General features: G+C 41.4%; 10 protein-coding genes. 8 read left to right on the top strand and 2 right to left on the bottom strand.

What is annotated here, in order from left to right:
* Positions 1-26: 26 nt before the first annotated feature.
* On the bottom strand, positions 27-1,067 hold the full coding sequence (locus tag AC1D7X_RS09355; protein WP_495475083.1) for a PocR ligand-binding domain-containing protein: 1,041 nt from the start codon (positions 1,065-1,067) through the stop codon (positions 27-29).
* Between the two features lie 301 nt (positions 1,068-1,368).
* Here AC1D7X_RS09355 and AC1D7X_RS09350 point away from each other — a divergent pair, with 301 nt between their 5' ends.
* The 7 genes from AC1D7X_RS09350 to AC1D7X_RS09320 all read left to right on the top strand — a co-directional run bounded on the left by AC1D7X_RS09350 (position 1,369) and on the right by AC1D7X_RS09320 (position 10,378).
* A complete protein-coding gene (locus AC1D7X_RS09350; RefSeq protein WP_495456524.1) occupies positions 1,369-2,505 on the top strand; it encodes a glycerol dehydrogenase in 1,137 nt (378 codons plus the stop codon).
* A gap of 1 nt (position 2,506) precedes the next feature.
* The gene (gene dhaK / locus AC1D7X_RS09345; protein WP_495475082.1) at positions 2,507-4,267 is read left to right on the top strand and encodes a dihydroxyacetone kinase subunit DhaK; all 1,761 of its coding nucleotides are present in this window, start codon (positions 2,507-2,509) and stop codon (positions 4,265-4,267) included.
* Positions 4,268-4,508: 241 nt separating this feature from the next.
* On the top strand, positions 4,509-5,204 hold the full coding sequence (locus tag AC1D7X_RS09340) for a hypothetical protein (RefSeq protein WP_495475081.1): 696 nt from the start codon (positions 4,509-4,511) through the stop codon (positions 5,202-5,204).
* A 212-nt stretch (positions 5,205-5,416) separates the two neighbouring features.
* A complete protein-coding gene (locus tag AC1D7X_RS09335; RefSeq protein ID WP_495475080.1) occupies positions 5,417-6,061 on the top strand; it encodes a response regulator transcription factor in 645 nt (214 codons plus the stop codon).
* A gap of 40 nt (positions 6,062-6,101) precedes the next feature.
* Positions 6,102-7,025 carry a sensor histidine kinase gene (locus AC1D7X_RS09330; RefSeq protein ID WP_495475079.1) on the top strand — a complete coding sequence of 308 codons (924 nt, stop codon included), beginning with the start codon at positions 6,102-6,104 and terminating at the stop codon, positions 7,023-7,025.
* Positions 7,026-7,161: 136 nt separating this feature from the next.
* Positions 7,162-7,833: an ABC transporter ATP-binding protein gene (locus AC1D7X_RS09325; protein ID WP_495456519.1), complete on the top strand. Its 672-nt coding sequence runs from the start codon at positions 7,162-7,164 to the stop codon at positions 7,831-7,833.
* 1 nt (position 7,834) lies between these two features.
* Positions 7,835-10,378 (top strand): ABC transporter permease, encoded by a 2,544-nt coding sequence (locus AC1D7X_RS09320; RefSeq protein WP_495475078.1) that lies wholly within the window; start codon positions 7,835-7,837, stop codon positions 10,376-10,378.
* Between the two features lie 143 nt (positions 10,379-10,521).
* Here the strand turns inward: AC1D7X_RS09320 and AC1D7X_RS09315 are convergent, their stop codons facing one another.
* Entirely contained in the window at positions 10,522-11,979 is a 1,458-nt protein-coding gene (locus AC1D7X_RS09315) for a methyl-accepting chemotaxis protein (protein WP_495475077.1), read from the bottom strand.
* A 275-nt stretch (positions 11,980-12,254) separates the two neighbouring features.
* On the opposite strand from AC1D7X_RS09315, the gene AC1D7X_RS09310 reads away from it, so the two are divergent.
* Complete coding sequence (locus AC1D7X_RS09310; protein ID WP_495456516.1) at positions 12,255-12,920, top strand: response regulator transcription factor; 666 nt, start codon at positions 12,255-12,257, stop codon at positions 12,918-12,920.
* Positions 12,921-12,922 lie beyond the last annotated feature (2 nt).

Here is a 12,922-nt window from a genome sequence, read left to right as displayed (position 1 = left end):
TGACTCTCAAATAATATTATATATTTCTAATAGGGTTGCCTCGGATACATATTGCGGTACACAGCTGGCGTTAGCGTTTCGAACTTTTTGAATGTTTTAATGAAGTATCCAGCATCGCAGAATCCTAATTCATCACTAATTTGATTAATGGATTGATCTGTTGTCTCTAGGAGTTGCTTAGCCCACTCAATTTTTAAACGGGGAGTAAAGACGGAGAATTTCTCTCCAGTTTCTTTCATAAATATGCGGCTAAAATAACTTGGGCTGATGTGGCATAGTTTAGCTAGTTCACTTAATGTCACATTTTCATTTTTATGTTGATAGATATAATCAAATGCAGGCTGAAGTAGTAGATTCAAAGAGTGAATTTCATTCGATGTAAACTTTTTGATCTGGTTATCAATAAGCGTACTGGATAGTTCATTCTGAATCGCTTGAATATTTCGATAATTGCGCTCAGATGAGTTAAGGGTATCTATAGAGTCGTTAGCTTGTTCCATGGATAAAGCCTTCTTATACATATCTATCGTTGCTGTCTTCGTGATCGCTTCTTCCACGATGTAGTTGCTCAATTGAAATAACATATCAGCGATAGTCGATACTTCTTCGTAAGATAAGGTCGGTAATGCAAGATAATCTTCTTCTAGATTCTTGAACTTGGTAGTTGTCTCTTCGTTAATCGGTCGAGATACAATTTGTTCGAGTGGTTGATCTATGTCTTTAAGTTTAACTTGTCCAGCCATGATAGCCCCAATATATTGATTATTAATAATAATTGGAATGGCAATATCAATAATATTGAAATGGCACATATAGATGTAGGGTTTATTCAATCGTACAGCTTCGAGTCCGCCCCGTGCATCACATTTCTGACAATAAGGAGATAGTACGGAATCCTTCCGTACACCCTGGCAGAAAGGTTGACAGTAACTATGTTTCGTAACGGGAATACCTTTGTAATCCACTGTAATGATCGCCATTTTGGTGACTAGCGCAAGAGAATCCTGCAGCGTATGCCATTTCTCTAGATCAATGATTTTATCTAAGTTAAACAACGAATGATTCATCAGTGCATGCTCCTAATACCGAATTGAATACATCCTAATTATACTATATTACGTTGATAACAAGACAAGATTATACCATTTAATAGATAATGACATAGAAACACAATTCGAAGTGAATAGCCTGTGAATAGAAGTGAAAATCAGGAATACAATATGAAAATGAACATAATTATACGATTAGAGTGAAATATGACAAGAAAACACTATCTGAAAGCGCTTAAAGTGGCGGTTTTAGTTCAATGTTTACGATTTGTAGTAAGACTATAATAGAAACATAATGAGGTAAAGGGGAGGAATTATGATGAGAAAAGCTTTTATTAGCCCAACGAAATATGTTCAGGGGGAAGACGAACTACTTAATTTGGGGTATTTTGTACAAACATTCGGTGATTCAGCGTTACTAATTGCTCATCCAGATGATGTGAATCGGGTAAAAGAGAAACTAGAATCCACTAAAAATAAATATAATATCACATTAGTTGAGAGCCATTTCCAAGGGGAGTGCACTCGTGAAGAAGTAAAGAGATTACAGGAATTAGCTCAAAAACATGCTTGCTCTTGTACCATCGGATTAGGTGGCGGAAAGGCTATAGATACGGCTAAATGTGTAGCAGAAGGGGAAGCCTTGATTATAGTTCCAACGATCGCAGCGACCGATGCACCAACAAGTCATTCGGCTGTTCTATATACATCAGACGGTCAATTCGATGACTACGCGTATTTTAAACAAAGCCCTAGTGTGGTTATGATTGATACGACAGTTATTGCAAATGCGCCTACAAGATTTCTTGTGTCTGGTATGGGGGATGCGCTCTCTACTTACTTTGAAGCTAGAGCAACCTCTCAGTCATACTCTAACGTCAATGCAGGCTTACCTTGTGGAGTTCGTGAAGGGACGTGTGGCCCTGCTAAGGGCACCAATACAGCATTAGTACTGGCTAAATTTTGTTATGAAACTTTATTAAAAGATGGTATTCAGGCAAAAGTAGCTTCTGATTGCAATTTAGTTACTCCTGCATTGGAGAATATTATAGAAGCCAACATTCTTTTATCAGGGCTTGGTTTTGAAAGTGGAGGTTTAGCTGCTGCTCATGCCATTCATAATGGCTTAACTTCACTGGAGGGCACACATCATTATTTCCATGGTGAAAAAGTAGCCTTCAGTACAATAGCTCAATTAGTTCTGGAGAATGCAGATAAAGATGAATTGAATGAAGTGATGGCTTTTTGTACAGCGGTGGGTCTTCCCATCTGTCTAGCAGACATTGGCGTAAATAGCATTTCATATGAAGAAGCGTTGGCAGTAGCCCGCAAAGCTTGTCTTCCAGAAGAATCTATTCATTCCATGCCATTCCCTATCACGGAGGAAGCTGTCGCATCAGCCATTATCGTAGCAGATCAACTTGGTCGGAAATACAAATTAAGTAAGGATGAATAACATGAAGAAAATAATGAATCAACCAGAAACACTAGTAAGAGAGATGTGTAATGGCTTAGTTATGGCACATCCCGATTTAGAGTTTATTAATAAATATAAGATTATTAAGAAAAAGGAAATCAATAAAGATAAAGTAACACTGATCAGTGGTGGAGGCAGTGGGCACGAACCCGCGCATGCTGGATTTATTGGAAAGGGAATGTTAGATGTTGCTGTGTGTGGTGATGTATTTGCTTCTCCTTCCCAGATTCAAGTGTACCAAGGCATCCGATCTGCTGTATCTGACAAGGGAACGTTGTTAATTATAAAAAATTACAGCGGAGATATTATGAATTTCAAGAATGCGGCTCATCTTGCCAGTGAAGACGGCATTGAAGTGGATTTCGTTAAAGTGGATGATGACATCGCAGTGGAGGATAGTCTCTATACGGTTGGGAAGAGGGGCGTTGCGGGCACTGTTTTTGTTCATAAAATAGCCGGTGCAGCAGCAGAACAAGGATTGTCCTTAAGCGAAGTAAAGGAAGCCGCTCAAAAGGCGATAGATCATACAAGAAGTATCGGATTTGCCTTTACTTCTTGTACGGTTCCTGCCAAAGGATCGCCAACCTTCACACTTAAGGATAATGAAATGGAGTATGGTGTTGGGATCCATGGAGAACCTGGAATTCGTAGAGAAGAATTAGTGTCTGCCGATGAATTAGCCAACAGAATGGTGAGCGCATTGTTGGAGAATCTGAAGATTGATCAGAGTGACGAGCAGGAAGTTGCCGTGTTGATTAATGGATTCGGTGGAACACCGTTACAAGAATTATATCTATTGAATAATTCCGTGATGCGCGAATTGGCATCTAGAAATAAGAAAGTCTATAAAGTATTTGTTGGAAATTATATGACGAGCATTGATATGGCTGGGGCTTCGGTTTCAATCATGGCGCTGGACGATTCGTTGAAGCAACTGTTAAGTGCAGCATGTGAGACACCTGCGCTTGTAGTTCATGAACCTTTTGAAGAAGTGAACTATACTGAGGTTGTTTTAGCGGAAGCTGAGAATACGTCTGTATCCTACACGTGTGAGACAGATCCAGACTTCGCAAAAGTTGATCATAACTCATTCTCTTTAAACAATGTTATATACCTCATCGATAAGATGAGTGAAATTATCATTGAGAAAGAAGTACCTTTCTGTGAACTAGATGCTCATGCGGGTGACGGCGATTTCGGTATGAGCGTGGCTAAGGGATTTAAGCAACTAAAGACAGAGTGGCATGACATTGTTACGAATCATGCAACGGATGTGGGAAGTTTCTTAGATGCTTGTTCTCTTATTATTATGGAGCATTGCGGTGGAGCTTCCGGTCCGATTTGGGGATCCGCATTTCGAGCAGCTAGCAAAAATGTTGGAAATAAACAAGAGTTATCGATGGATGAGTTCGCTCAGATGATGGCTGCTGTTGTTAAAGGAATACAAGATACAGGAGAAAGAGCATTTGGCCGTGGGGCTGTTGTTGGGGACAAAACATTGATTGATGCGCTTGTTCCTTATGCTGAGTCTTGGGCAAGTAGTGTGATAAGTGGTGACGACATTAAGGTAGCTTCTAAAAAGGCAGCAGATGCTGCAGTAGAAGGAGCGAAACATACCGAGACAATCGTGGCCCGTATGGGCAGAGCCGGTACTGTGGGTGAGAGAAGTATCGGTTATCCGGATGCGGGAGCATACGCATTAGGGGTTATCTTTACGGAGCTTTCACAGGTGATTAAGTAAAAGGTACGTAACCATGTATCTAAATAAAACACATGAGATTGCTGTGTTCAGGACGATTAAAGCCATTATTGGCTTTAGTCGTCCTTTTTAAAATATAAGAATTTCTGCTTATAAATAGGATTATATTTCAACGCTAAACGATTCATCGCCGCTAAAGGACGGCGAAGCCGTTTATGCTTGTCTGCAACTTCTCCAGTTAATATACGTCAGAGAGTGTAAAGGAAAAAAAAGGAGAGAGATCATGTATAGAATAAGAAATATAGGATGGATGGTTGCGGGAGCGGTCATGTTGTTGCTTGCTGCCTGCAGCGGGACATCGAATGTGGTATCGGATCCTCAGGAGCAAGTACAAGAGAATCCACCAGAGACACCACAGGAACAACCACAAGAACAACCAACGGAGGAGCAGGCAGAGCTGCAGGAGGGGCTTCCACCGACGGCAATGGAAGCAGCCACAACGGTTATGAATGCAATAAAGAACAGTGATATGAGTACACTTGCAGCTTGGGTGCACCCAGAGAAAGGGCTGCGCTTCTCACCATACGCTTACGTTGATACGAAGAAAGATGTCGTAATTACAAGAGGCGAGCTAGAGCGGGCGATGGAAGATATCACAGAACGTGAGTGGCGGACGTTCCCTGGCTCAGGTGAGCAGATCAAGATGACATTTGCAGAATACTATAAGCGATTTGTCTACGATGCGGACTTTATTAAGGATGCAAAGGTCGCAGTGAACGAGGGACTAGGAGAAGGCGCGAATGTTAACAATTTAAACGAAGTATATCCTAAAGAAAGCTATGACTTCGTTGAATACCACATAGACGGCATCGATCCATCTGTTGAAGGGAAGGATTGGCGTAGCCTGCGTCTTGTCTTCGAGAAGATCGGGGAAGACCATGCACTTGTGGGCATCATCCACGATCAATGGACACCATAAGAAAGAATGAAGACGGCAGCAACACCTGAGGGTGATTGCTGCCGTCTTTTATTTTGAAATCGTATGAGGCAAATACCTTACATGTGAGCTCAAAGGAATGCCTTGCTATGAGGTTGATCGAACGTACATACAATTCTTAATATGAGAATGCTAATATAGAGGGGGAAACCTATTGGATTCATATAAGCAGGGTATGGAAGGGAATTGAGCTTATGCCGACTATATTAGTCGTAGAAGATGACATAGCGTTAAATAATGGTATCGTTCTTTCTTTAAGAGATGATTCACGGGTCTTTCTACAAGCCTTTACGATCAAACAGGCCAGACTATTGCTAAACAGTCATGAGGTTGATTTAATTATTTTGGATATTAACCTTCCTGATGGTAATGGGTTTGAATGGTGCCAAGAGATTCGTAAGAATTCATCTGTACCTATCTTAATGTTAACTGCGAACGATATGGAGATTGATGTGGTGACGGGGCTTGAGTTGGGTGCTGATGATTATATGACGAAGCCATTTAGTCTCATGATTCTGCGAGCACGGGTGGCTGCACAGTTGCGAAGAACAACTTCGGACAAGCATGCTTCGTCCGTTATACAATTGGATGATTTTATTTTTGACTTCGATAAAATGGAGTTCAAGCGCAAGGGACAGCCAGTGATTCTAAGTAAGACGGAGCAGAGGCTGTTGCGTATTCTCATTTTGAATAAAGGGATAACTATTCCTCGCGCTACACTCATTGATAAGATCTGGGCGGACGGTAGTGAGTATGTCGATGAGAACGCTTTGTCCGTTACGATTAGTCGATTACGGAATAAATTAGAGGAGGCTCCTGCTCGACCAGATTATATTTAAACGGTTTATGGAATCGGATATAGGTGGGCGGTGAAATAACATGGGGAATGTGTATTTGTATGTACTGGCTGCTGTAGTAGGTGCCATGATCACGGGTGGATTGTTAATGGTTATCTATCATCGTAAAAGTAAGGTGATGTTAGACCGATTAAACATGATGCTTGGTGCGGCCATGAATACATCCTTTAAGGAAACCTACTATGATGAGACGCGGCTATCACAAATTGAGACGAAGTTGTATCGATTCGTGAACGCCTCCACTATTGGCGAACGTGATATGAGCAGGGAGAAGGATCGGATTAATATGCTGATCTCCGATATTTCCCATCAGACGAAGACTCCCATTGCCAATATTCTGCTGTATGCTCAGCTCTTGCAGGAGCAAGAGCAAGAGCAAGAGGGTGGGCCTACGATAGGGCTGACAGATCAGATTGCACAACAATCGGAGAAGCTGAATTTCCTGATTCAATCATTAATTAAAACATCGCGAATGGAAGCAGGAATGATTGATGTTCATCCTCAGGCCAATCGATTGAAGGATGTTATACATCGTGCAGTTGCGCAAGTGGAAGAACAAGCTCAGTTGAAATCTATTGATCTTCATCATTGTATTGAAGATGACACGATGGCTTTATGTGATCCCAAGTGGACGGAGGAGGCCCTTTTTAACATTCTGGATAACAGCATTAAATACACACCTGAGCATGGAATCGTTACGATCTCTACCACAACGTATGAACTATTCACTCGGATTGACATCAAGGATACGGGTATTGGTATTGATGAGCATGAGATCAATCAAATTTTTAAAAGGTTCTATCGCTCTCCTCAAGTCGGTCTGGTGGAAGGTGTGGGCATAGGTCTATACTTGGCAAGAGAAATTATTTCGATGCAAAAGGGGTATATTAAAGTAAACTCAGCGCCTCAAGAGGGCAGCACGTTTTCTATCTTTCTTCCAAAATGAATTGGCCGGACTGAAACATTTCAATACTGAAAGATTTCAGACAGAAGCCTGAAAGAATTGGATGTTATAGTCTATATCGTAGGATGCGGAAAGGCATTTACAGTATAGATTTTTTGATATGGAGGCTCACGATCGAATGAATATATTAGAGACCAATAACTTAAAGAAATATTACGGTGGGGAAGCGAATAAGGTACGTGCTTTGGATGGGGTTAATCTAACGGTTGAACATGGTGAGTTTGTGGCCATCGTTGGAACTTCAGGCAGTGGGAAATCCACATTGCTGCATATGTTGGGAGGGCTTGATCGTCCAACAAGCGGTAAGGTATTGATCGATGGCAAGGATATATTTGCGTTGAAGGATGACACGCTAACTATTTTTCGTCGTCGAAAGATTGGATTTATTTTTCAGAACTATAATTTAGTACCCATATTGAATGTCTATGAGAATATTACCTTGCCAATAGAATTGGATGGTAACAAGGTGGATCAAGCCTTTGTTGCGGAAATTGCAGCAACGTTGGGATTGGCGAGCAAACTGTATAGCCTGCCCAACAATCTTTCCGGTGGACAACAGCAACGTGTAGCCATTGCGAGAGCCCTTGCGACTAAGCCGGCTATCATTCTTGCTGATGAACCTACGGGTAATTTAGACAGTAAGACGAGCATGGATGTCCTGGGATTGCTGAAGGTGACCAGTAAGCAGTTCAATCAGACGATTGTCATGATTACTCATAACGAAGAGATTGCGCAATTGGCGGATCGTGTAATTCGTATCGAGGACGGCACAATTGTAGGTGGTGAGTAACATGATAAAAGTTTCGAATCGAAAAATAGTATCTCGGCTCGCTTTTGCCAATTTTAAAGCCAATAAGACACGCAATCTGATCGCTATTATCGCTATTGCACTAACTACAATCCTATTCACCACGCTGTTCACGATCGGTATGGGGACAATGGAGAGCTTTCAGAACCAAACGATGCGTCTATCGGGGGGCAGTGCACATGCGGTAGCCAAATATATTACCGATGAACAGTTCAATACCATGAAGGACCATCCGTTGATTAAAGAGATTGGCTACAACCAAATGATTAGCACGGCCGATAATCCGGAGTTTCTGAAACGCCATGTAGAGATGTGGTATGAGGATACAATAGGGGCAAAGCTCCGATTCAATACACCAACAACAGGTGATATGCCACAGCAGGAAGATGAGATCATTACGGATACGATGACCCTGGATCTACTCGGAATCCCTCATGAAATACGTCAAAAAGTGCCTTTGTCCTATACTCTGAAAGGGAAGTCTTATACCAAGGAGTTTACGTTGAGTGGTTATTGGAATAGTGATGCAGCCATTAATGTAGGTATCGTGTTGGTCTCAAAGGCCTTCGTGGATACAGATATGGCTAATATGCCATTCACTTATAAGACCGACAATGATATGACAGGTGCAATTAATGCGGATATCATGTTCAGCAATAGTAAGAACATGGCACAAAAGTTGGAACAGGTTATCACGGACAGTGGTTATACCTATCGCGGGGATGACAGCAAGGGTGACCCGCGCTCAACGGATATTGAAGGTAATGTGAACTGGGCGTATTTGTCTTCAAACTTCAGCGCTGACCCGACTACCCTTCTATCCGTTACGGCGGCATTAATACTTATTATTTTCACAGGTTATTTGATTATCTTTAATATATTTCAAATTTCTGTGATTCGGGATATTAAATTCTATGGGCTATTGAAAACGATCGGGACAACCTCCAAGCAGATCAAAAAAATGCTTACCAAGCAAGCACTTCTACTATCGGTGATTGGTATTCCATTTGGATTAGTGATTGGGTTCATTATAGGTAAGGCATGCTTGCCACTCATTATGGGAATCACTGATTCTAGTGGTGTCGATGCTGTAGTATCCTTGAATCCAATTATATTTATTGGGGCAGCATTATTTGCACTAATCACGGTATTTATCAGTTCACGTAAACCTGGCAAGATGGCAGGTAGCGTGTCTCCCATAGAGGCAATCCGTTATAGCGGTGTTTCTGATGATATCAAACGTAAGAATAAAAAGAGTACCGATGGTGGTAAGTTGCACAAAATGGCACGATCTAATCTAGGCCGTAATAAAAAACGAACGTTGTTAGTCGTAGTGTCACTTTCCTTGAGTCTAGTGTTGCTGAATTCAGTCTTTACGCTATCTAAGGGAATGGACATGGACAAATATCTCTCTGCATTCATGGATACAGACTTCTTAATTGGACACGCGAATTATTTCAACCATAATTACTTCCGTTTTGAAGAAGATGAGTTATCTGAAAGCTTTATTCAAACAGTCGAGGGACAGCCAGGATTTGAGGAAGGCGGCAGGTTATATTACAACGTCTTCTTGGGTCAGAGTAAAATCCACTATACAGGCCACAATAGAGTAGCCTATACGGGTAAGAATGTGAACTTGCCAGAGGGTGATGATCAGCTCCTTGACTTATATGGTCTAGAGCATCTGCCATTATCAAGATTGGATATTGTCGAAGGTGAGCTGGATATAGACAAGCTCGCAACAGGTAAATATATCATTGAAGGTCTGCCTGCAGATGATCATGGGAAGGTCCAGTGGGATGTTGATCGATATAAGATTGGAGACAAGATACAGATTACTGTAGATGGTCAGATGCATGAATATGAAGTGTTGGCAAAAGCAAAAACAGATTGCTATACGAATACCAGTCGATTGATGGGCAGCTTTATGATGTACCTACCTGCTGAAGAGTATCTAAAGGTAGTTACACGACCTGTGGTCATGAGTTATGCCTTTAACGTTGAGAATAGCTATGAGCAATCTATGGATGCCTTTTTGAATAGCTATACGAAGGAAATCGAACCGGTCATGAACTATGATTCGAAGATGACGATGATGGATACCTTTAAGGGAATGAAAAATATGCTTATGAATGTCGGTGGGATGTTATGCTTGATCATCGGGTTAATTGGTATCTTGAACTTCGTCAATTCGATGCTAACCAGCCTTATATCCCGTCGGCAAGAGTTTGCCATTATGCAAAGCATTGGTATGACCGATGGACAATTACGTCGGATGGTTATCTTTGAAGGGCTGTATTATGCCATTGCGACAATCATTGCTTCATTGGCACTCGGTATTATCTTTTCCTATGTGGTTATTGGAGGTGTAGTTGGAAACCTGTGGTTCTTCAGCTATAAGTTCACCATTACTCCATTGGTTGTAGCATATCCTGCATTACTTGTACTATCTGTTATTATTCCGTATGTTGCTTTCCGTAGCCTTAGTAAACAAAGTGTTGTGGAGAGATTGAGAGATATGGTATAGATGCAAATATAGACTAGAAAAGAAGAATTAAGACATACCAAAGCCCCTATTCTAAAATATGAGTTAGGGGCTTTGGTATGTCTATTTCTCTCAAGAATAATGGGAAACTTGGAAGTGAACGTCTAGATCAACATGTATCGAATCTATGGTTTTTTCGTCAAGCTTTCTAAAGTTCCTGCCAATTGATTCAAATGGCCAATGTTGGTTACTGTCTCGGATACAAGTTGTTGCTGGACTTCGACGCTTGCCAAGACCTGCTCAATGGATGCTGAATTTTCTTCAGTAATTGCCGCGACAGAATGTAGTTCACCTAATACAACATTAGAGGAATGATGGATGTGTCCATTCATGGTCTTCAGGCTTTCAGCCTGCTCTAGAACGCCTTGTGTATTATCACGAATGCCACCGAACAAGCGAGAAATCTCATCTACGGATGTTCTCCCTGATTCAACAGCGAGCAGACCGTTACTTACCATGTCGGTTGCCTGCTCGATATTCTTCTGAACAGTTCCAAGAATTCCTGCAATGTCTGCTGATGCTTCGTGAGAGTTCTGTGCTAATTTACGAATTTCATGAGAAACAACTGCGAATCCCTTGCCGTGTTCACCTGCTCTCGCGGCTTCAATGGAAGCATTTAATGACAAGAGATTAGTCTGCTGGGCAATCCCAACGATAGTGGCAACTATCGTCTCTATTTTTTGGTTTTGCTCATTCATGTGTTTCATAATGTCAGATGTTCTCGTTACGATATATGTCACCTCTGACATATTGTCAGTTAGGCGAATAATCTTTTCTTGGCCTTCTTGTGTGAACTGGTCGGTGTCACGACTCTTGCCACTCATCGTGATGGATGCTTCATTTGCCTGCATCACCGTTTCGTTCAATTGTTGCATTGCATGGGAAATGTCAGTAACACTAGATGCTTGTGATTCGACACCTATAGCAATTTCTTTGAAGGCACTCACGACCTCCTTGGAAACACGGTATGTTGTTAGCGCATTATCCTGGATAAGGTTGCTAGAACGACTCAGAACACCCACAGATTCAGTAACACTCGTAATTACCTCCTCCATCTCCGACTTAGCACGTTCTGATTCACTGTTACTCTTTGACATATTTCCTATCATTCTCGAACCGATTCGACTCTGGAACACGAGTACTAAGACCATGAGAATGAGGAAAGCATTAACTCCGATGGGAACTACTGAAGCATAGGATTCCTTCGTCATCAAGAAGTAGTTGATCATAATGGCAGATATGACACCATTAACAACTAAAGGACGATAGTTATGGTATAGCGATACGATTCCTAGCCCTAAATATATAATGAGCATGTTGATAATGTTGCTCGTTGTATGAATGAAGAAGAATGCAATGACATTGAAGCCAAGGGAAGTTACGTACATCATATAGGCTGGTGCCAATCGTCTCCACACAAGTACTGTGCACAACAAGGCAAGGGGGAGACCCGCTGAGAGAAGGGTAATGATGGTGTTAGGATAATTGTAATTTGCACCTATACCAAGTAATAAACAGCCCCACAACAACCAAACAATTAATTTATTACGCTGATGCAACTCTGATAATTGATTCGAAACCATAAATTCACTCCATCTTGTAATTTATTCGCGATTTGTTAAGTTTAAGGGATCAATTATATGTTGTCTATCATTAATAGAGTAGCGATATTTATGGTGAATGAACATCATTCCAAAGGCTGAACAAAGGGGCATATTTAATTAGCAAAAGATACAAACGAATAGAATATGTGTGCATCACGAGAAGTATCCGTTATTATAAGGGGGATATGAATGACATATGATAGATTGTAACGAACAAGAGTAAGAATTGGTATTACATGAAGAGGGGGTAACTTATGAATATTCTCATCATTGAAGACGATCCCAGTATCCAAATGTTGCTTAAATTAAGCTTGGAAGTTGAAGGATACCACCCGAAGGCTGTAGGCTCTGTAGCTGCAGGATTAACAGAGCTTGAGTCCGAGCATACAGATATCATTCTACTTGATCTTATGTTGCCTGACCGTTCCGGATTTGAACTTCTTCAGATACTTCAACGTCAGTATAAGACAGTACCCGTCATTGTCCTCACCGCTAAGAATGAAATGAACGATAAAATATTAGGATTTCAGCTTGGAGCAGATGATTATCTGACGAAGCCCTTTGAGACACGTGAACTCATTGAACGTATTAAGGCAGTTATGCGACGGATGAAGGTGATCGTGGCAACTGAAGTCATTCAGATTGGGCCTATTGAGATTGACAAGCGGGAGCATTCCTGTAAGATTGCCGGCCAACTCCTTAAAATGACTAGTAAAGAGTTTGATTTCATGTGGTTGTTATGTACGAATCCGAAGAAGGTGTTCACCCGTGAGGATCTGTTAGATCAGGTCTGGGGTTACGATTATTATGGTCATACACGCTCCGTGGACATGATGGTGAATCGTCTTCGGGAGAAAATGAGACCCAATGAGCACTTGGTTGCGACCGTACATGGCTTGGGCTATAAGCTGGAGGTATAGGT

The organism is Paenibacillus sp. Y568 (assembly GCF_059445545.1).
The sequence above is the reverse complement of the archived record's forward strand: the minus strand, read 5'-3'. Positions and strand labels throughout refer to the sequence as shown.

Bases quoted from the DNA above. Each gene is read 5' to 3' on its own strand.
- AC1D7X_RS09355 (WP_495475083.1), bottom strand. From the start codon at position 1,067: ATGAATCATTCGTTGTTTAACTTAGATAAAATCATTGATCTAGAGAAA.
- AC1D7X_RS09350 (WP_495456524.1), top strand. From the start codon at position 1,369: ATGAGAAAAGCTTTTATTAGCCCAACGAAATATGTTCAGGGGGAAGAC.
- dhaK (WP_495475082.1), top strand. From the start codon at position 2,507: ATGAAGAAAATAATGAATCAACCAGAAACACTAGTAAGAGAGATGTGT.
- AC1D7X_RS09340 (WP_495475081.1), top strand. From the start codon at position 4,509: ATGTATAGAATAAGAAATATAGGATGGATGGTTGCGGGAGCGGTCATG.
- AC1D7X_RS09335 (WP_495475080.1), top strand. From the start codon at position 5,417: ATGCCGACTATATTAGTCGTAGAAGATGACATAGCGTTAAATAATGGT.
- AC1D7X_RS09330 (WP_495475079.1), top strand. From the start codon at position 6,102: ATGGGGAATGTGTATTTGTATGTACTGGCTGCTGTAGTAGGTGCCATG.
- AC1D7X_RS09325 (WP_495456519.1), top strand. From the start codon at position 7,162: ATGAATATATTAGAGACCAATAACTTAAAGAAATATTACGGTGGGGAA.
- AC1D7X_RS09320 (WP_495475078.1), top strand. From the start codon at position 7,835: ATGATAAAAGTTTCGAATCGAAAAATAGTATCTCGGCTCGCTTTTGCC.
- AC1D7X_RS09315 (WP_495475077.1), bottom strand. From the start codon at position 11,979: ATGGTTTCGAATCAATTATCAGAGTTGCATCAGCGTAATAAATTAATT.
- AC1D7X_RS09310 (WP_495456516.1), top strand. From the start codon at position 12,255: ATGAATATTCTCATCATTGAAGACGATCCCAGTATCCAAATGTTGCTT.